Origin of the sequence: Dyadobacter sp. (assembly GCF_039919315.1) — a bacterium.
GTDB lineage: Bacteria > Bacteroidota > Bacteroidia > Cytophagales > Spirosomataceae > Dyadobacter.
Genome location: NZ_JBDSFX010000073.1, coordinates 14,931 through 36,330, shown reverse-complemented (window position 1 = coordinate 36,330; position 21,400 = coordinate 14,931). Strand labels below are relative to the sequence as shown.

Genomic DNA, 21,400 nt, shown 5'->3' with positions numbered 1-21,400 from the left:
CAGTCAACATCACCGCATTTTCGGTACTTCCCACACAAATGCAATCTGATCGTTTATCAATTTGGTCACCTTTCCATCAGGTGCTTTGACAAAATTAAGTTTCCAATTCGTGACCTTGACAAATAAGCTGGTATCAGACGCCGCGCCCAATTCGAGCTTCTCTTGCCCGGGAAGCTGCATATAAAGTTTCCCGGCGGTACTGCTGATCGTTAAATGCCATTTTGCATCCCCGTAATTGCCAATAAGCTGATCACTTTGCGCAGTGCTAAGCTTCACTTCGATGACCCGCTCTACCCATGGTGTAATGGAATTGTACCAGAACCTGTGCCAGACCGGCGAGCCCCACCCTACGACAATGCCTGCTTGCACTGCGCAGATCAACACAGAGCCGAACCATGTCATCAAGTGAATGCGTTTGAGGCTAATCCAGTCATAAACAAATAAGGGGATCAGCAGCAAATCCAGGTAAAGAAACCGAATGTATAGCGCATTCTGCAATCCGGGCAGGAAGCGGATCCGGTCCACCGCAGCTTGCAGGAGGATAGCGGTTGCCAAAAAAAGCAGGCGTTTGTGTGCTGCTGCATTCTTTTTGCGAATCCACATGCCCCAGGCGAAGAACAGCCCGAACAGGACCATACCCTGCAATTGAATGAAGAGAATGTCAAACTGGCCGTCGGCCTCCGGTGGATTATTGACAATCAGCGCGCGAACGGTGATGATTACCAGCGAAATCCAGACCAGTATGCCCAATATAAAGCCAGTTTGCCCCAGTTGCCGGTGCCGTTTCACATTTCCATTGGCCACAAGCAGGCTTTGCGCCAGAAAGATGCCAAGCCATGCGGTCATGATCAGGCCATGAACATGCAGAAACCAATGGACTTTGATCTGCCCACTCGCAATCAACTGGTAGTCGGGAACGAAGCCGAGCGCCACAAGAATTGGAAAAAGAATGGCCATAGAGACAAAAAAGAAGCGGCCCTTGCCGAGCGCAATGTGCTTAGAGCCCTTGTTTTCCAATAGAATTTCCATGATAATAATTGAGCTTTTGAAATGTTTTAGACCAAACGGGTCATATCACAAACAGGTCTCAGAACACTGAGATGGTAACGAGCTGCACTGCGATAATGCCCAAACTTCCAATCATGGTCATTCGATGAATCCGGTTTGTAGTTACCAGATCATACACGATCAGCGGGATCAGCAGCAAGTCCAGATAAAGAAAAAAGGCATTGGGATGATCCAAGCCATACCATGGAAGCCAGATCATCCGGCCAACGGCCGCTTGTAATAAAACCAGCATAGCCATGTAAAGCAGACGTTTATGGACGGCGGCATCTTTTCTTGCAAGGATCGCCCAGGTAAAAAACAATCCAAACAAATTCATGGCCGAGCATTGCACCCACAGCACTGGCCAGATCACCTCATTAAGACTATGGACGCGTGCAGGAAAACCAATCACGACGCGGTAGCTGACAATGCCCATTGACAGCCAGACCAATATCCCCAGCCCAATAGAATACAAACCCAGTTTACGGTGCAGTTTCAGATTACCTTTTTTGACCAACACAGCCTGCGTAAAAAACAGCCCCAACCAGCTAGCCATAATCGCCCCGTGCACATGGACGAACCAATGGAATTGAAATGTTCCCTCGTATGCCGCCTGATAGCTGGGAACAAAGCCTGCCACTGCCATCACGCAAAACACACAGGCCATTACCATAAAGAAATATCTTCCTGAACTATTCTTACTTGAAAGCTTATCCATTCCTGCATAAACACTTTCTTGCGCGGGACTGATCATGGCCGCGAGAATGCAGTGATACGGGCCTGAGAAAAAGTGTGCACTACAAACTGTGTTATACTTTCGTAGGAAAACCAGCAGATAATCAAAATAACTGTCCAGTAGGTAACGATCATCAATAGCATGAGTGTCTTTTCTTGGTTGGGGAGATCTGTTTTCATTGGATTTTGAATGGTTGAACCGATGTAAATCTTTCAACCAAAAGTAATCTGCTATATCAGCCAGCAGTTAGCACGAAGAGCCCTCAATATACAAATCTGGTAACGTCCTTTAAAGAGCCGTGTTATTCTCAAACTTGGCCCTACCGCCCTTGTAACAAAAGCTGCAACAATGGTAACCATGGATGCTGTCTATAACTTCCTTCAACCCCTCTTGGAATTTGCTCCTGGGCGATGGCATCATCGATCCTGAGCCCGATATGGCTGCCAGCTGCCACAAACAAAATCAGGAAAGCAGTTGCAAACAGATTTGAATTAAAGGGCTGTATCGAGCTCAGCCAGGAATGCAGAAGGCGTCTTGCCGTATAGTTCCTGGAAACATTTGGAGAAATAAGAATGCGAGCCAAAACCCACTTGGTCGGCGATCTGGGATACCGTGCCGCTATGGGCTGACAACAACTGCGCGGCGCGTTGAAGGCGGATGGTCCTGATAAAATCGCTGGGTGACTGCCCCGTCAAGGCATTTAACTTGCGGTAGAGCTGCATCCGGCTCATCCCAATCTCCCTGCCGAAGACATCGACGCTGAACTGCTCATCGGCCATGTACTGCTCGATGATACGCATCGCGCGGGTCAGAAATTGCTCATCGGTAGAGGTGATGGCAATGTTGGAGGGTTGCAGCGTAAGCTGACGAGTATACCGCTCTTTGAGCAGTCGCCGTCCCCGGATCAGATTATCGATCCGGGCCAGCAGCTCTTTGACTTCAAATGGTTTGGTCAGATACTCGTCTGCTCCTGTTTGAAGTCCATGTACTTTATTTTCAGTAGCAGTTTTAGCGGTTAGTAAGATGACAGGAATGTGACTGGTTTTTTCATCCGTTTTCAGCCGCTGGCACATTATGATCCCATCCATTTTGGGCATCATAATATCGGAAATCACCAGGTCGGGAATGTGTCGCTGGGCCAGGAGGTAACCCGCCTCCCCATCAGCAGCCTCCAATAAGCGGTAAACCAAGTGTTCACTCAACGATTGGCAAATAAAACTGCGCAGGTCTGCATTGTCTTCCACCACCAAAACGATCGGCGCATCTGAATGGGCATTGCCGCTTTGCTGCTGGCTTTGTTCCCATACTGATGATAAATGCTGATCAGTAAAGCCTGAGACTGCACGGGTCACTTGTGATGCCAGCGATGAGAGCTGTCCTGATTGGGCGGCATGAAGCATTTCCAGTGGTAAGGAAACCACAAACTCACTCCCCTGCCCCACAGCGCTCAACACTGTGATAGCACCTTGATGCAGTTCGACCAGCTCGCGGGTCAAGGCTAGGCCAATGCCAGAGCCCTCAGCCTGGCGGTCACCGGAATTGCCAAGCTGATGAAAGCGATCAAAGATCCGTTCTAGCTGCTCGGTTGGAATCCCGCTGCCACTGTCTGTCACTTTTAGTTCAACCAGTATATTTGGTTTCTCAGAAGTCTTTTTTTGTTCTTCCAGATTCGCAACTAAAAGTAGCGACACAGTAACCCGGCCATTGTCGGGTGTGAACTTAAAGGCATTCGAGAGCAGGTTATTTAGAATTTTTTCGAGCTTATCAGCGTCAAAGTAAAGCCAAAGATTCCCTTGAGGTACTGAGACCTGATAGGTGATTCCCCGGCTCTGGGCCATAGCGGAAAAAGAAGCGGTAATGCGATCTACGAAATAAATCAGATCACCTGGCTGGGCATCGAGCTGCATCTTGCCGGCTTCCAGCTTGGAGAGGTCCAGTAACTGATTGACCAGATGCAAAAGCCGCCTGCCATTTCGTTGCATGCTTTTAAACTGGCTGGCATACGGACTCTCACTGGGCAAACTGCTCAGCCAATGCTCCAAAGGACTGAGAATAAGGGTCAGAGGCGTGCGAAACTCGTGTGTGATATTGGCAAAAAAATCGGATTTCAATCGGTCCATTTCCAGTAGCTGCTGGGCCTTAATCTCCCGGATTTTTAATGCACTTTTTGCGCGTTCTCCCCTGAGCAACAGCTGCCAGCCGCCAAAGAAGAGTCCTGCCAGCACCAGCGCGTACAACCCGTAAGCCCAAGCAGTACGCCACCAGGGTGGTGAAATGAGGATGGGCATGGATTTTTCAACCCAAATTCCATCGCTATTGGCCGCTCTCAGGTGAAAATTGTAGCTGCCAGGGGGAACGTTGAAATAGTTAGCGGTGCGCTCAGCGCTCAAAGGATGCCATTGCAGGTCGTAATTTTCAAGTTTATAGGTATATAAGTGAAGCTCAGGGTGCCGAAAATCGATCGCCGCAAAGTCAATGGAGAAAACATTTTGCTTGTAGGAGAGCTCAAACGATTGCGCGGCAGGGCTCATCAACTGATTATGCACCCTGAAGGCAGAAAAATTAAGTAACGGCGGTACGGGTTGGTCTTTGAGCAGGACCTCCGGCTGGAAATGAAAATACCGGTCCATGCTTCCGAAGTAAATGCTACCATCACGGCGTTTGTAGCTGCCTCCAAAAAAGAAATCCTCCCCGATGGGAATACCGTAGTTGCGGCCAAACAGGCGCATGGTTTTACGATTGGAATTGATGGCTGCAATGCCGCTGGACATGGCAATCCACAGATTACCTTGATTATCCTCAACCATTGCTTTTACAAAAGCGAGCGGCTTGCCGGAGTCAGGATCGGCAAAAGAAACAAAAATACCGCGCCCACGGTCGTAGTAGTGCAATCCCAGCGAGGAGGTCACCCATAATCTGCCGGAAGCATCTTCAACAAGCTGAGTGACAATGCTCCATGGCAGAAAGTGCTTAAACTTTCCTGTCAAGCGGTCCATCAGGTTAAGCCCCCCGCCATTAGTCCCCACCCAGAACTGGCCCGCGTGGTCTTCTAGCACTGAGAGAATGTAGTTATTACTAATCGAGGTGCTGTCGCGATCCCGATGACGGTAATGACTAAATTTGCGCAAACGCCTATCGAGTTTGTCCAGGCCGCCTGCGGTCAGTACCCAGTTTGTCCCGCTGCGGTCCTGATAAAAGCCAGCCGCTTCCCCCGGACTCATGCTGGATGCGTTGGATGAGTCGTGCTCATAATGGGTAAACTGCCCGCTGGAACGCTCATAAAAATACAATCCGTTATTCCAGGTAGAGATCCATCGGTTGGCTTGCTGGTCTGTGTTGAGCCTTGTGACATGATCTGTTAAAAGCTGCGTTTGCTCTTTGACCCTTTCAAACCACTTGCCAGCTCCCTTTGTGACGGCCTCCCCGGCCACCAGCCCGCTGATGGTGCCCATCCAAAGCAATCCAGAGGAGTCTTCCTGAAAATAATGCACACCTGATCGCATTTTTACTTTCTTGACCAGGCTCTTGGTGGTAAGTACCTTGATCAGGTGACCCGGTATGGTACCCATCCAAAGCGTGCCGTCACGGGCGCGGCAGGCGGAAAAAAGGTTAAAATCCGCGAGTCCTTCCGCCGGTGTCCTATACGATGTTACGCGCTGTGTGAGCGGATCGTACCGGTTTGCCCCAGCGTCCATTGTTCCAATCCAGATCCCGCCTGCGGGATCTTCCTGGATAAACCGGATGCCACTTGTAGGAAATGAGCGAAGGTTTTTTTCCTTGGGAAAAGGCCGGCTTAGCCTGTCTGTATCAGCCTGCTGAAAAGGATAGCGGGTGAACCTGCCGGATTTGCGGTCAAAAGTATGCAGACCGTCCCCTCCTGTTCCGACCCAGAAAGTTCCGCGGCTATCCTCGAAGATGGCCAGCACCCTGTTTTCAACCAGGGTGCCGGGGTCAGTCGGGCTGTGTAGGTAGCGGGTGAATGTTTCAGTCTTTCGGTCGAGCTTATTGAGTCCTCCTTCAAAAGGGTTAGGGCTGCCCTGATCGCCTGTTCCCACCCAAAGCGTACCTTGTCTATCCTCGTAAATACTGCTGATATGGCTGTGACTGAGGGTGCGTGCATTTTTTGCGACAGATAGATAGGCAATGAAATTACCTGTCTTCTTTTCCAACCGGTACAGACCGCCCACCGTACCGACCCAAAGGTTACCCAAATGATCTTCCAACAGCGCACTGATGGCGTTGTCCTCATACCTGTATTGCTTTCCTTTGATGAGCGGATGGTGGGTAATTTTGCCGCTTTCAGGATTCAAACAGTCTAAACCCGAGCTCCACCCACCAGTCCACACCAGTCCGTCACGGGTCGGACACACGGCTCGGATGTTGTCACTCGCAAGTGAATTGCCGTTTTGGGCATCGTGTTGATAAACCTTCCAGTTGTAGCCGTCAAAACGTAGCAGTCCTGAACCGGTAGCAAGCCATAGATAGCCCTGTTTGTCTTGACGGATGTCAGCTATTTCGTGGGCGTCAAAGCCGGGCGGGGTACTGATGGTTTCCAGCATTGGACTTTGACCAAAAACAGCTATTTCGTTCATCAAAACGAGCACCAATGCAAGCAAATACCGGAGTGCGAATTGGATCATGATGATCTAAGCAAGTTTCGCTGTCAAGCTAGCGTATTTTTCGCTGAATCAGAGACTTATCCGAAGAAAATTAGGAAGCGGTAAAGTTTGGCCGAGTAGGTAGCCATTACCATTCACCCTCGTTAGATTCCCTTTTTTGATAAGACTAGATTAATGGGAGGGATATATATGTGGCGGCGCTTTTTGTAGGGTAAGCCTCTACCAGAAAACAGGCCGCTTGGTGGTACCCCCTTTCATGCGGCAGTCGGTACATTCAGGTGATGCTATCAAGACATATTCGGCACGCGGGCCCCAGTAAGTAAGCAGCAGTTGCTGGGTATTGAGCGCGCAAGGCTCCTCGGCGCGGCCGCTGCATCTGACGGGAATGGTGTCTGGTTCTGTGCACCTGGGAAACACCCCGAGGTTGGGCGAAATCGTAATTCGTTTGGTCTCCTCGGTTGAGGCGCTGAAATAGCCAAAAACCAGGTCTTTGGGATCGGCAGGATTCGTTATATTTCCGGTGACCTGCGAGGGGAGCGGATCAAAAAGACTGCCGGTTGCCTGTGTGGTTTTGGCCAGGTCTGTCCAATACTCAAATGCCTGGCGCGATAAGCCGTACTGCTTGACGAGCATGCTGTATTTAATGAAAAGCCTGTTGGTGGAGACCGGTACCCGGTTCAGGGGCAGATCCTTAATAACATCACCGCTTAGCCTGACGGTGCTCCCCAGTAGAATACTACCTGACTTTTTACTGCCCCAGCATTTGTTAATATTTTGCTCTCTGATCAGCAGTTGATTATTGACTACCTCCAGGGCTGAATAGTAGGTCGCCTCGTATTCCCAGGTCTCATCAAACTTCCAGCGGTAAAACTGCGTCCGGTTAGCTGCATCGTGGGTATTGACATAAAAAACCATCGCATCTTGAATGGGATCAAACCGGTTGGTAATGCTGTCAATCACAGGTGTCCGGCTCACCGCTACGTAATCGGAAAGGTATTCTTTTCCGCTCTGGGTTTTAATCCGTATCCGATATTGACCAGCCATATTATAGGAACCCGGCGGCAATAAATAGATTCCCGCGCCGGCTTCAAAAAAAGGATAGCTCTGTCCTGCCTGCTCTTCCACTGCTACCGAAGCGCCTGTTTCGATAACCGGTTGGGCGCTTTGATTGATGTGTTGTGTTTGTCGTAATTCGATCCTGCTGGTATCGGTGGCCCCAACATTGAAAAATCCGTCGACGACCAGATAACCTTGGTCCGTATTGATTTCCGGCGGTGAAAAAGGTTCGACGCAGCCCTCTGTAAAAAGCAGCGAAGTCAGAAAACCCATCAACAATATCCTCATGCTGCGAGCATCAGGCGACCGCTTAACATGCCGCCCTTTGCAATACCTGGGAAATCCGCTCCAACTCAGAAAAGCGACAAGGGCAACTGCTGTATATGCCATCAGTAGTAAAACCATATTAAATTCACTTTTTGGGGCCCAGTATCTCCGAGCCTTTCTGCTGGAGCCCAGGCGCTGCGCGCATTGCCTCTATCCAAAGAGAAGCCCAGCACTGTAAAATTGTTATTTTTATATTCCTCAAAGGCTGCAAAAATATTGTTCTGAGCAGCTGCCAGCGTGGGCAGTGGTAGGGCGTAAAGTAGAAACCTGCGTGGCATGTAAAGCAAATTTTAGCAACGAAGTAATCTGATTCAATAGTTACGAAAGGTGACAGTTGAATTGACTTACTGATCAGTTGGTTAAGATTTTTCTCAGTCAGTGAATGGGACGATATCTTCCCGATCACAGGCCTAAAAGTTATTGGGGGCAGCGCACTTCTTCCAGTAATCGATAATGATCTTGATGGTGGTTTTTAGATCTTCGAACTTGTTAGGCTTGACAAAAAAGCCTTGTGCGGACATGCTATAAGCATCAATTACGGCCTGTTGATCAACGGTCGTAGAAAAGAAAAGATAAGGAATACACCTTAAACTTAAACGGGCGTCGGTATGTAGTTTTTTGCGTAACTCCAACCCGTCTAACATGGGCATGTTAATGTCAGAAAAGATGATGAATGGTAGCTCGGTTGTGCTTTTCAGGTATTCCAGCGCCTCAATTCCGTTAAAAAAATAGCGGCGCTTGTTGGGATAAGCCAAAAGTTCAAAGACTTCCTCAAACATGAATCGATCATCCGCGTCATCTTCAATGACAATGATATTTCCATTTTTATTCATCGATCATGTGGCCTAAGTTCAAGTAGGCTTCCGTAAGCCTACCCTAATGTACAACGATCTGAGCATTTGCAAACAATTTGATTCAATTGCAAGCAACCACAAGCCAGATACTAGAAAGTTCTGTATCGGTGCCAGTAACTGAATAGTAATTATATAACAGCAGGCAGGTTACTAAATATAATGGAGAACTTACTTCCCTTGTCGGGCTCGCTTTCTACGGTGATGGTACCGCCTGATGCATTAACTATCTTTTTGGCCAGATACAACCCAATCCCATAACCATCCACGGTGGTCGGAAGCCTGCTATACTTATCGAAGATTTTATCTACATGGCGTTTATCCATCCCCATTCCGTTGTCTTGGACTGAAAGTATGGTATGCTCGTTTTCAAAAGCTATACGAACTTCAATAAGTGGCGCGCGTTCTGATCTGTACTTTATTGCATTTGAAATGATGTTATAAAGTATACTTCGCAGGTTTTTTTTTGAAAATACGATGTGCTTCACACGCACGTCCCTTTTAATGACTGCCCCGCTGGATTTGATCTTCTCGCTCAGGCTCCAATCGATGTTATCCAGGATCTCGTCCATGTCGACCAATTCGGTTACCAAAGAATCGTTTTCAATTTTAGCCACTACGGCAATTTCACTGATCAGGGAACGGAATTTTTTCACTGAGGTGTTGATGATCGGCAAAAATTCGTTAAGCTCTGCATTGTTGACATTAATTGCATTCATTACCGTGATGCTTCCTTCTATGCTGTTGAGCGGATCCAGCAGATCATGTGAGGCCGTGTGGACAAAATTTTCCAGATCCGCATTGATACGCATCAGGATCTCATTTTTTTTATCGAGTTGCTGCTGGGTCCTTTTAAGCTCAGTGATATCGTTGAATGTAATGATAGCTCCGGCAGTTTTGTTGCTGCTATGACGGACATAAGGCATGGTCATGACCTGATACCACTTACCATTTTGAGCTTCAATTTCTTTTGTTACCACCATATCATTGCTGGACAATACCTGCCTGATATCTTCAATAATAGTCTCAATTCTGAAATTTGTAGAAATGTTGCCCAGCGGCCTTCCGATATCACTGTCGACAAGGTTAATCAGTTTGACTGCGCCAGGGGAAAATTTTATCAGCCGGAGTTCACTAGCTGTCCGTTAACGTTGCTGCGGAAATAATTATTGAGATCGTCATTGAGCTCTAAAAGCTCTTTGTTTTTAAATTGATAGTCAGAATTGATGGTATGCAGCTCTTCATTGATGGACTGCATTTCTTCACTTGTACTTTGCATTTCCTCATTTGCAGACAGCAATTCTTCATTAAATGACTGCATGTTCTCATTCATGGAGAACAATTTCTCACTGGAAACAGCAAGTTTTTCTTTGAGCTCTCTGTTTTCCTGTTCCAGGCTGAGGGTGTACTTACTAAGATAAATTTCTTCATCAAAAACCACATCATCATTTGCGGCTACCTGATGTAATTTGTCCTGATGAATACGGACTACCAAAAACCCATTGGGCCGGCCTTTAAAAATCATTGGGATAATCGACAAAGTCACTTCAATGATATGCTCGCCCTGTTTTATTTTTATTCCACTAACCAGGGAAGCTTCTCCGGTCTTGATTACATGGCTGATCATTGTTTTATATGCGATCGACAATGGCCCTGGAAGCAGCTCTGTAAAATCGCTGGTCATGATTTTCTGAAGCAGGAATTTTGTATTATCCCCATAAAATTTCAGGATCTTTCCATTTTGATCAATACAGATGACAAGATCCTTCTGGTCTTTGCTCAAAGTCTCGCTGACCGCATCGCCAAGGGTTCGGTCAGAGCTTTTCAATGTTTCCTGTTGCGTATTGAATGGATCTGAAGGCTTTTTATAAGAGAGTTCGGGCAACAAAAAAGAATCAAACCTGACAGCCTGATTGGCCTCGAGGTTCTTATAGACTTTTAATTTTTTATTGACCACTTCCAGGCTCTGCATGATCGGAATGGGATTTTCACTGGATCCCAAAAAGAGGTAACCATGCTGTCTTAGTCCAAAAAGCAGCATCAGGTAAATTTTCTTTTGTAGTGCCGGTGCCATGTAGATCAAAAGGTTACGGCAGCTGACCAAATGCATATTGCAGTAAGGCGGATTTTTCACCAAGTCATGCTGGGCGAAAATAACCATCTTTCGAAGCTCGGGTTTTACCCGGTACTTATCACCTTCCAGTGAAAAAAACTTTTCAAGACGCCCTTTGGTTACACTGGCCATGATCCCGGAGTGGTATAGACCCTTACCACCATGTGCCAATGCTGCGTGATCAATATCGGTAGCGAAGATCTTGACCACACATTCATTGATTTTATCCCCTAGCTGCTCACTGATCAGCATAGCCAGCGAATATGCTTCTTCTCCGGTAGCGCATCCTGCCACCCACATCCTGATCTCCTGCTGGGGCTCAAGGGCCGTAATAATAGCAGGAAGCACCTGGGTTTCGATCAAATTAAAAGCCTCCGTATCTCGAAAAAAGCCTGTTACGCTAATTAAAAAATCTTTGGCAAGTGCTTCTAACTCCTGTGGATTTGCTTTAACAAATTCAATGTAGCTTTCCAGATCGCCGAAGTTATTGGACGCTGCCCTTCTTTTTATCCTTCGCAGGATGGTGGACTGTTTGTAATCAGAAAAATCAAGTGGTAACTGCTGATTGATCAGTTCGATGATTTCAATCAGGTGTCGCTCATCATTGATACCTGAAGCCATTAAATCCAGATCTCTTTTCACATAATCTTCTATCACAGCAGGCATGAATGCGGGTTCAAGGATAAAATCGACCATCCCCGTTGCGATCGCGTTAGCAGGCATGCTATGAAACTCTGTACCTTCCGGCTCTCTGGCGATGACTAGGCCGCCCGCTTTTTTGATGGCCTTAATGCCATCGGTGCCGTCAGATCCCATCCCCGAAAGAATCACCCCGATCGCCTTTGGGCCATAATCTAGGGCCAGCGATGAAAAAAAAGTATTGATTGTCATATGGGGACTGCGGTCATGCTCCCGGTCGCTTAAATACAGACAGTGCCCGCGAACGGTCATAAACTTGTCGTTTGGAATCAGATAGACCTGATTGCCCCTTATTGTCATACCGTGCTCGGCCTGCTGGACTACGAGCTTACTATGCTTGGAAAGCAGCTCAACCATTCGGCTTTTGAACTCGGCAGATAAATGCTGGACAATGACGTAGGAAACGCCATCGAGGGGAGTGTGGTCAAAAAAAGTATTTATTTCGTCAAGGCCGCCCGCCGAAGCGCCTATGGCAATGATATGATGTGGTTCTCCTGCAAACATTTGGTAGGCGGATTGGAATTAATTCCATGGAATATCTACAAGGTAACCTTTAATGATACCAATCTCTAATTAACGAAGCCTATCTCATTGGTGATAACATTGCGGTTTAGAAAATAGGAACTTCTTTTGCTGGCAAGGCAACAAAATTACTAACGGTATGCTATACTTTTGTTATCTGTCAGCGGCTAATACAAACCACGGTTATGATCAAACACTTTCTGCTCTCCCTTTATTTCACCTGCTTGTCAGCAGCTGCTTTTCCCCAAACGGCAAAATCAACTAAGTTTCCTGACGGAACCAAAATACCTGACTGGTTTTCAGACAGTTCCAAAATAAAATTGGCGAATCTTGGCAAGCAGTTTGTGATCACAGCACATGGTGCTTCGGCTGACAGCAATGTGGTGCAAACCGTCGCTATCCAACAGATCATTGACCTGGCCCATCAGCAGGGGGGTGGGGTAATTATTATTCCAAAGGGGACGTTTATGAGTGGCGCGCTATTTTTTAAGCCCAACACGCATTTATATGTCTCCGAAGGGGCTGTGTTAAAGGGTTCTGACCGGATCTCGGATTACCCGCTCATGCCCTCCAGGATGGAGGGGCAGAACCTGGATTACTTCCCTGCTCTGGTCAACGCCTATGGTGTAAATGGCTTTACGATTTCAGGTAAGGGTACCATTGATGGTAATGGGCTCCATTACTGGAAAGCGTTTTGGCAAAGAAGAAAAGAGAACCCCAATTGCACCAATCTGGAAGTCTCACGGCCGCGCCTGGTTTTTATCTGGAAAAGTAACGATGTACAGGTGCAGGATGTACGGCTTCAAAATTCGGGTTTCTGGACTAGTCACTATTATCAATGCAACAACATCAAGATACTCTATGTGCGGATCACAGCCCCGCACGAACCTGTAAAAGCGCCCAGTACGGATGCCATAGACCTGGATGTGTGTAGCAATGTACTCATCAAAGGCTGCTATCTGGCCGTCAACGATGATGCCATTGCTTTAAAAGGAGGAAAAGGCCCTTATGCTGATAAAGAACCCGGTAATGGCGCTAATACCAATGTGATTATTGAAGATTGCGAGTTTGGTTTTTGCCATGCCGCACTCACCTGCGGAAGCGAGGCCATACACAATAAAAATATCATTATGCGAAACTCTCACATTACTAACGCAATGAGAGTGCTCTGGCTCAAAATGCGACCGGACACCCCTCAACTGTATGAGTTTATCAGCGTTGAAAATATCGACGGCTATGCTTACAGTTTAATTTATGTCAAGCCCTGGAAGCAGTTTTTCGATCTGAAAGGAAGAAAAGACGTGCCTCTCTCGTCTTGTGATCACATTAGCTTGAAAAACATCAAGTTAAAATGTGAAGTTTTCTTTGATGTAAGCCCTGGTGAATACGATAAACTATCCAAATTCAAGTTTGAAAATCTGGATATTGTCGCTAAGAATGCCTCTTGCGACAAAAGCGTTGTCAAGGACTTTGAGATGATCAATGTGAGAGTGAATCAAAAGTTGATCGGATCAGTGCGGTAAAGCTATATGGGAGCAAATTCCTATAATTTATGAATTGCTGTGACTCGGCACACTTTTTGCCAGTACAAAGACAACAACAATTTAATCTAAACTGAGCAATTATGGGAATTATCACATGGATCATTATCGGCCTTATCGCAGGTGCTATCGCAAAAGCCATTCACCCGGGAAAAGACCCCGGAGGCTTTATTGTTACCATTCTTATTGGTATTGCCGGAGCCGTGTTAGGCGGCTGGATCTCCTCTCTACTTGGCTATGGGACCGTTGATGGCTTCAATATTGGAAGTCTTTTTGTGGCGATCCTGGGCGCAGTGATTCTTCTTTTTATTTATAGAAAAGTAGCTACCAAGTCATAACGAGCTGTTTGAAACCAATAAATGGGCCTGAAGCGTAATGCTTCAGGCCCATTTTGCAAAAAATGATCGCTCAGATCAACTATTTCAGATCCCAGAATATCTTTGATGTGACCACATCTCCGCCCATGGCTGTGGATGCGGCCTGGTAATTGGCACTGTTCAGGTTTTGCTCTGTAAAGGGATAAGGAAAACGCAGTGGCATCTCCGATTGGGCTTGTGCGGGTTTTTTCAAAGCGGGAAAGTCAAGTCTTCGCCACTCCTTCCAGGCTTCCACGGGCTGATTGTATAGTGCAATCCATTTCTGTGTGCCGATGCTCTTTTTCCAGTTGGCGGCATCGAATGCGACGGCGGGTTTGGCCAGATAGGTGGCAGCCTCGGCGACTGTACCACCCCAGTCTTCGACGATAGAGGAGGTAACTGCCTGATCGTAATGATCCTTGGCAACGCCATTCACATTAAAACCCCTCATTTTGGCCTCTGCCAGCAGGAACTCAACTTCCGTATAGGAAATCAGCACACCTGCCAGTTGCGGGTCACGTAATACGGAGCTGGGTTGGGCAAACTGCGCATATACATTGGAACTGCCGTAAATGCCACCTACATACTTGCCTGCATTCGCGCCCGCTGTGGCAGGCCGCAAATATTCGTTTAATCGCGGATCAGCCCACCCATTTAACATATCCACCATGGTATTAGCACCGACATTATCGTTACGCTGCCTCAAATTATCATAGACCGGGCTAGCCGTGGGCGGATTGGCCGTGTAGTTCAGCTGCGCATTATCGGTGGAGGATCCAAATACATGCGGAGCAGCTTGCTCTGAGATCTTTTTGGCTGTTGCCAGGTCCACATCGGCGAGTGTGATACCGATTCTCAATTTGAGTGAATTGGCAAATTTAATCCAACCTTCCATATCTCCACCATAGTAAAGATCTCCATCGCCCAGTCCCGGGGCATCGGTGTTGAAGGCTGCAATGGCCGCGTCGAGTCGCTTTACCAAATCAGCGTAAATAGCTGCATCGTCCTCGTATATGGCCTGAACATTGGTAATATCCAGCGCCTGGCCGTAGGGAATATTGCCATAGGTATTGACTAAAACCGACCAGGTATAAACTTCCAGCACTTCAATGGAGGCGAGTTGATTGGCCTTTTCTGCCGGGGGAAGTACCGTATTGATCTCAACTGTTTTTCTGGCTTCCCGCAAGTCGCTCAGCACATCCTGGTACAATATGTCCCAAAAGTTACTGTTGATTTCCCGCGCGCTGATGTTGTATTGGCTTTCGTCGGGGTACTGCACTGCGGCCCAGTATTGCAGATAGTACCGGAAGGGATTCAGGTTGTAATCCGGTGTCGTAATAATGTTAGTGAGGTTAAATTGCGCATTGCCCACCAGCGTGACAGCGGGCACCTCCGTGGCCTTTTTAGGGTCAATGTTGTAGTCCTCGTCCAGGCCACTGACGCAGGCGGTTGTCAAAAACAGCGTCGAAACACCATATAAGAGTATCTTTTTCATCTTGTTTGTCAAAATCTGAGTTTAATGTTGAAGCCGACATTACGGGCAGAAGGGTAAGCTGCACTTAGAAAGCCCATTCCCAGGTTTCCTGCGCCAAACCCTGATTCGGGATCCGAGTAAGGCACATCCTTGTGAATGATCCACAGATTGCGGCCAACCAGCGACAAATCAATTCCTTGGAATGCTTTCAGCCTGGCCATCAAGCTGGCAGGTAAGGAATAAGTCAGAGAAGTTTCACGGAGTTTGACAAAACCAGCGCCGTAAATCTGGGTTTGTTGGGGGGAATCCGAGCCCAGTGCATACGCTACGTTTTCGAGTCTGACATCATTGGGTGAGCCGTCCTCCTTGACACCATCCAGCAGGATGCCACCACCCTGCGCAACCGGCAGCCGTGAGGGATTGCCCAGCTCATTCAGGCCCGCCGTTTCCGGGTACAACCCTGTCCCAAAGCCGTAATAGGTATCCAGGTTATAGAGCTGTCCGCCTTTTTTAACATCTATTAGAAAATACAGGGAAAGCCCCTTGAAATTCAATGTATTGGAAATCCCGCCCAGCCAGTCCGGGTTCGGATCTCCGATTTCAGTACTGGTACCCGTTTTTTTGTACTGTCCTTTTTCATTGATGACACGCCCGCCGTTTTCGTGGATGACATAGCCTGTTCCCCGCAGCACGCCAAAAGGCCTGCCCACGCTTGCATTGGAGGTTACACTGGTTTGGTAGGTGGCCAGCACCATATTGTCGCCTTCTGCAAGGGCCTCTACTTTGTTTCGGTTGCGCGTCCAGTTTGCATTCAATGTCCAGCTGAATGATTGGGTTTTAACAGGTGTCACAAAGACTGAAAGTTCAACGCCATTATTGGAAACCTCACCGGCATTGATGTATTTATAGCTATAACCAGTAGTGGTGGGTACACTCACAGGCAGGATCTGATTGAATGTGTGGGCACTGTAGGTTGTAAAATCAAAACCGAGCCGGTTACTAAAAAAAGCCATTTCCAAGCCAAATTCAGAGCTTTTGGTTCTTTCAGGTTTTAAACTTGAATTAAATCTGGTGTTAGGTACGGAAAACAATGGAATGCCATCAAAGCCGCCTATCGGACTTCCTATCTCATCACCCTGTTTATTGAAATACTTATTGGTAGCACCAAAGGGGGCGTCACTGCCCACCTCTGCATAGTTGGCCCTGAACTTTCCATAAGAGAGCCAAGATACATTTTTCAGCAATTCGGAGTATACAAAGCTCACAGCAGCCGATGGATAAAAGTAAGCGTTGTTAGCCTTCGGCAAAGTCGAGGATTGATCTCTTCGTGCAGACAAATCCAGAAAAACCATTTCACGAAAGCCCAGGGTCGCATTGGCAAATACCCCGTCGACAGCAATCTTTTGGGCGCTTTCAATCGGCGGTGAAAGCAGGCTCTTGGAATTCGACAGCGAATACAGGCGCGGCACTACCAAGCCGCCGCTGGTGGATGCCTGCAATGAATTGGCTTGTGAGCGCCTCATATTCATCCCCACCAGACCATTCAACGAGAGCTCTTTGCTGAGGCTTTTTTGAAAATTAGCAAACAGGTCGAAATTGAACTCGCGGAAAGTACGATTGTAGCGGGTATAGGACGGATCGTCTTCATTGGTCGTACTTCCGATCGCATACCTTTCTTCCTGCAACTCATCATAACTGTCCAGCGAAACGCGGCCTGTTATTTTAATCCAGTTAGCCAGATCATAAATGGCAGCTACGTTACCAAAAGTGCGGTATCGCTTATCGTTTTCATAGTTTTCATATCTGGTAAAATAAACGTTGTCAGAGTAAGCTGCCGCCAGCACGTCGGGCCCCTTCCAGTTCCAGGTGATGTTCTCTCTGTTACGGAAGTATGCCTCCTTTTGTTCTTTGATATCTACATTGGTTTGAAACCATTGCCTGAAACCCAGCATGGGGTTTGCCGAGCCGTATCCTGAGCCATAACGCCCCAAACCATCCTGCTGGGAAAAATTAACATTGGCCTGGGTTGACAATTTGGAAGTCATCTTCAAAGAGCCCGCCAAATTGACCATATTCTTGGTAATGCGGCTGTTGGGTATGATCCCTTTATCAATACTGCGGTTGTAGCCCACCTTAAAGGTCGCTTTTTCATTGCCGCCTTCGACCATAATGCTGTTGGTGCTGGAAACTGATTTTTCCATGAAATACTCGGGACCGTGCTCTGCTGCGACCCAAGGCTTTGTTTTCTTAAAGTTTGGCGAGGCCGGATCAAAGGCGTCCCAATGATAGACCATGATATTGGGATCAAAGGCGTAGCCATACGAAGCATCGTCTGAGAATGAGACTGTGTTGTCATCCTTGCCATCGCCGTCCACATCAAACTCGCCCCAAATGCCTTCATAACCTGCGCCATATGCTTTTTGATAGACCGGCAATGTCTTTTTGTCGACCTTGCCAATGGTTAGTCCGCTATTGATGGTCACACCCAGTCCTTTTTTACCTTTTTTGGTAGTAATCAAAATTGCGCCATTGGATGCCCGCGAACCGTACAATGCTGTTGAAGCAGCCCCCTTGAGAACGCTCACCGAAGCGATGTCATCGGGATTAATGTCCGCAGCTGGACTACCATAGTCATATCCACCGCTCCCTGTGCGCTGGCTGCGGGTGTTGGCCACATCATTGTTGACAGGAACGCCATCGATGACAAAAAGCGCCTGATTGTTTCCAGTCAGGGACTTGGTACCTCTGATGACCACATTGGAAGATCCGCCCAGCGTGTTGGTTTGTGTAATATTCAATCCCGCTACCTTACCGGAAAGCGAATTGATCAGGTTAGGATTGCGTCCCGCAGTTACCGAGCTTCCATCGATCTGCGTGGCAGCGTAGGGTAACGAATTGCGGGTCCGCTCTACGCCCAGGGCAGTAACCACCACCTCGCTGAGCTGACGGGCGTCCGCCTGCAAGGACACTTCGATATTGCGCAAATTATCGACAGGAGTTTCCATGGTGGCATAACCAATAAAGCTAAAAACCAAAGTGACGGGTCCAGCCGGCGCTTCCAGTTTGAAAGCACCCTCGGTATTGGAGGCTGTCCCGAGCGGAGTTCCTTTGATGAGAACGTTAACACCGGGAAGCGCCTCCCCCGTAGCTGCATCGGTAACCCTTCCGGTAACCGTTCTGTTTTGTGCCAGCAGTGACTGAAAAGCGCCTGCCAGCATCATAAAGACGAATAAATGTTTTTTCATGGTCATAATAGGATATGAGTAAATTCAGCTGATAGCGGAAAATAAGAGCGAATTTGGGACATTAAAAAAACACGACGACATACAACCCGGAAAGGTATATGAACGGCTTTCGTCTACTAATAAGGGCAGACTTACAAAACAAAACCGCCCCGATGGAATTGTCCATCGGGGCGGAAACATGTCTCATTAAAAGCAATTGATGCTGGCACCTGGTGGTAACCGATCAGAAAGAATATCTTAAAGTAATGCCGTAAGTTCTTTGATCTCCCAGCACCGCAGCGTACTGACCTGCGTTACCTGCGGCAGGAAGCAGCTGCTCGAAGTAGTTTTTGTTGGTCAAATTACGGGACCAAACCAAAACGGTGATACCATTCGAAGCCCGGAAGCCTACCCGGCCATTAACCAGTGTGTAACCATCAATGTTAAGAAACTGAGAGGGTGAGGCACTCGAAGAGAATTCTGAGCGGTAGTAACCATCCAATGCAAGGAAATACTTGCCTTTCAAACTTAGCAGGCCCCCATCCTTGGAAACCTCACCACCCAGCGAGCCTGCCCACTTAGAAATCCCGGGCAGTCTGCCACCCGAAATATCTTTAAAAGCAGATTCTCCGCCCGTTTCCTCTAAAGGAACCGGGGCATTTTTAAATGAAATGTATTTGCCGTTGGTATATGTAACTGCGCCAGTCAATGAAAAATTACTGCTAACCCGCAGGTTTCCGTCCAACTCGAAGCCTCTTACACGAACCTTCTCGGCATTGGCCAGATATCCTCTGTTGACGCCCACTTCCGCGGTTTGAACCGAAGTTTGATAGTCTTTGATCTCTGTGTTATAGACCACCAAGTTTAAGGTTGACTTGGCAGATGGCTTGGTTTTGATGCCGAACTCGTAATGGGTCACAAATTCTGGTTTAACCCTTGCCAGGTCAATTAATACCGCGCCGTTGGCCGTAGGAAGTCCTCCCAAATTGACACCCACCGGTTTGTAACTGTTGGCGTAGGTGGCAAACAGGTTGACATTGGTGCTGGGTTTATAGGCCAGTGTGATCTGACCTGAAAAGTTATTTTCATCCACCTTGAACTTGAAGGCCTGATTGGTGTAGACCGCATTCTTCAAGGCAATCAGGGCAGCATCCGTAGTCTGAAGTCCACCATAAGTCTGACGCTTGTAATCAACATCTTTCTTATCATAATTAAAGCGCAGACCAGGCAAAAGGTGCAATTGATTAGTGATCGCCCAGTCGAACTGGGTGAATACTGCCGCGCCGAAAGTTTTCAGCCTGGATGTCGTGTTGGTACCAAAGCCGTCAAATAGCCCCGGCGTTTTCCAAAGCGCGCTCGTTGAGCTTTGCGAGAAGCGCCACTGGGCAGAGCCGGATTCTTCTGTCTGTACAGGGTCAGATTTCAGGTCCTGATTGATCAGAAAGATCCCAAAAACCCCGCTAAGCCTGGTTGAGAACTGTCCTGCATAACGAATTTCCTGCGTGTACTGGTCGTGTCTTGAATTGCCCTGTGATTTGGTCAACACAGGCAGGCCCGTAAAGTCACGATCATTGGAAGGATCCCATATCCAGTAACGCCACGCGGTGGTCGAGGTCAGTTTACCTCTCCCGATCTTGGCATCAATGTTAATCGATGCGCCTCCAAAATCATTGTTTACACGCCACGGTGAATCCGCATCGGTAATCCTGTCAAATGGATTCGTGGAAGGCAGCTTATAGTTAAGATCTGCAATGATGTTGTTGAACTGCCGGTAAGCGGCGCGTTTGGTGGTCACCACGCCAGCTACCACTGTCGCATTGCCATCGGGTCTTTGGCGCGCGTTGTCGCCGGCAAAGGTGATATTGATTTTGTCAGTCGGTGTATACAGCAGCTGGGCCCTAAAACCAACGTTATTGAGTGTATTAACTGGCTTTAGCGTAGTTTGATTATAAAGGGTTCCATCACGTTGCGTACCTGAAAAAGAAAGACGGGCCGCAAGTTTTTTTCCCAATGGGCCAGTCACCGACGCTTTGGCTTGTATGTAGTTCAGGTTTCCATAACTGGTTTCAAAACTAGCTCCCGGCGTAAAGCTGGCAGGGCGGGTTGTGATATTGAAAGCACCGGCAGTGGTATTTTTTCCAAACAATGTTCCTTGCGGTCCGCGCAGTACCTCTATCTGATCGATATCCACAAAGTCAATGGCCGTAGCCGCCGGACGTGCGTAATAGACACCATCCACGTAAAATCCTACACCCGGGTCGATACCATCATTGGTAAGACCGTAAGACGAGCCCAGTCCGCGAATGTTCAGGGTGGTATTGCGTCCATTGGAAGAATAAAGCTGCACAGATGGGATCAGTTCTTTCAGACGGTTGGGGTTGAACGCACCTGCATCTTCGGCAGTCGCGCCACGAATCACTGTGATCGGAATGGGTATATCCTGAACGGACTCCTGACGGCGCCGCGAGGAAACGATCACGTCATCTAATTGATTACTATTGGCATCAAGTTTGATCTCAACTTTTTTCTCATTGATCAAAATTTCTTTTTTCACATAGCCTAGATAGGATACGATCAGCGTAAAAGGCAGTCTCTGACCTGTAATCAGGCTGAATTCTCCGTTAGCATCGGTGGAGGAGCCGTTGGTGGTGCCTTTGATCGATACGGTTGCTCCGATGAGCGCCTGGCTATTGGCGGCATCGATCACTTTCCCTGAGATCGTTGAGTTGACAATGGGAGTATCCTGTGCAGAAAGGAGCATAGGTAGCAGAATGGCACCCAGATAGATGATGGATTTTAAAGCTTGTCTCATACTTACGATTGGTTCAGCGGCAA

At 47.7% G+C, this 21,400-nt stretch carries 14 protein-coding genes; 2 read left to right on the top strand and 12 right to left on the bottom strand.

Annotated features, from left to right (window positions below):
- Positions 1-9: 9 nt before the first annotated feature.
- The 9 genes from ABIO93_RS20185 to ABIO93_RS20145 all read right to left on the bottom strand — a co-directional run bounded on the left by ABIO93_RS20185 (position 10) and on the right by ABIO93_RS20145 (position 11,952).
- Positions 10-1,029 carry a hypothetical protein gene (locus ABIO93_RS20185; RefSeq protein ID WP_348070959.1) on the bottom strand — a complete coding sequence of 340 codons (1,020 nt, stop codon included), beginning with the start codon at positions 1,027-1,029 and terminating at the stop codon, positions 10-12.
- A gap of 58 nt (positions 1,030-1,087) precedes the next feature.
- Entirely contained in the window at positions 1,088-1,801 is a 714-nt protein-coding gene (locus ABIO93_RS20180) for a hypothetical protein (protein ID WP_348070957.1), read from the bottom strand.
- A complete protein-coding gene (locus ABIO93_RS20175) occupies positions 1,798-1,962 on the bottom strand; it encodes a hypothetical protein (RefSeq protein ID WP_348070955.1) in 165 nt (54 codons plus the stop codon). The genes ABIO93_RS20180 and ABIO93_RS20175 overlap by 4 nt, the downstream gene beginning before the upstream one ends.
- Positions 1,963-2,274: 312 nt before the next feature.
- Positions 2,275-6,423: a two-component regulator propeller domain-containing protein gene (locus tag ABIO93_RS20170; protein WP_348070953.1), complete on the bottom strand. Its 4,149-nt coding sequence runs from the start codon at positions 6,421-6,423 to the stop codon at positions 2,275-2,277.
- 198 nt (positions 6,424-6,621) lie between these two features.
- Positions 6,622-7,863, bottom strand: coding sequence for a DUF4249 domain-containing protein (locus ABIO93_RS20165; RefSeq protein WP_348070951.1), 1,242 nt, complete (start codon positions 7,861-7,863; stop codon positions 6,622-6,624).
- Positions 7,848-8,063 carry a hypothetical protein gene (locus ABIO93_RS20160; RefSeq protein ID WP_348070949.1) on the bottom strand — a complete coding sequence of 72 codons (216 nt, stop codon included), beginning with the start codon at positions 8,061-8,063 and terminating at the stop codon, positions 7,848-7,850. Before ABIO93_RS20160 ends, ABIO93_RS20165 begins: the two co-directional genes overlap by 16 nt.
- 132 nt (positions 8,064-8,195) lie before the next feature.
- Positions 8,196-8,618: a response regulator gene (locus tag ABIO93_RS20155; RefSeq protein ID WP_348070947.1), complete on the bottom strand. Its 423-nt coding sequence runs from the start codon at positions 8,616-8,618 to the stop codon at positions 8,196-8,198.
- Positions 8,619-8,767: 149 nt separating this feature from the next.
- Positions 8,768-9,727, bottom strand: a complete 960-nt coding sequence (locus tag ABIO93_RS20150) for an ATP-binding protein (protein ID WP_348070970.1) — start codon at positions 9,725-9,727, stop codon at positions 8,768-8,770.
- A gap of 29 nt (positions 9,728-9,756) precedes the next feature.
- Positions 9,757-11,952, bottom strand: a complete 2,196-nt coding sequence (locus ABIO93_RS20145; RefSeq protein ID WP_348070945.1) for a chemotaxis protein CheB — start codon at positions 11,950-11,952, stop codon at positions 9,757-9,759.
- A 203-nt stretch (positions 11,953-12,155) separates the two neighbouring features.
- Here ABIO93_RS20145 and ABIO93_RS20140 point away from each other — a divergent pair, with 203 nt between their 5' ends.
- Complete coding sequence (locus tag ABIO93_RS20140; protein ID WP_348070943.1) at positions 12,156-13,493, top strand: glycosyl hydrolase family 28 protein; 1,338 nt, start codon at positions 12,156-12,158, stop codon at positions 13,491-13,493.
- A gap of 101 nt (positions 13,494-13,594) precedes the next feature.
- The gene (locus ABIO93_RS20135) at positions 13,595-13,849 is read left to right on the top strand and encodes a GlsB/YeaQ/YmgE family stress response membrane protein (protein ID WP_348070941.1); all 255 of its coding nucleotides are present in this window, start codon (positions 13,595-13,597) and stop codon (positions 13,847-13,849) included.
- Positions 13,850-13,928: 79 nt separating this feature from the next.
- Here ABIO93_RS20135 and ABIO93_RS20130 read toward each other — a convergent pair whose 3' ends face one another.
- The 3 genes from ABIO93_RS20130 to ABIO93_RS20120 all read right to left on the bottom strand — a co-directional run bounded on the left by ABIO93_RS20130 (position 13,929) and on the right by ABIO93_RS20120 (position 21,377).
- On the bottom strand, positions 13,929-15,362 hold the full coding sequence (locus tag ABIO93_RS20130) for a SusD/RagB family nutrient-binding outer membrane lipoprotein (RefSeq protein WP_348070939.1): 1,434 nt from the start codon (positions 15,360-15,362) through the stop codon (positions 13,929-13,931).
- An 8-nt stretch (positions 15,363-15,370) separates the two neighbouring features.
- Positions 15,371-18,586: a SusC/RagA family TonB-linked outer membrane protein gene (locus tag ABIO93_RS20125; protein ID WP_348070937.1), complete on the bottom strand. Its 3,216-nt coding sequence runs from the start codon at positions 18,584-18,586 to the stop codon at positions 15,371-15,373.
- Positions 18,587-18,809: 223 nt separating this feature from the next.
- Entirely contained in the window at positions 18,810-21,377 is a 2,568-nt protein-coding gene (locus tag ABIO93_RS20120; protein WP_348070935.1) for a TonB-dependent receptor, read from the bottom strand.
- Positions 21,378-21,400 lie beyond the last annotated feature (23 nt).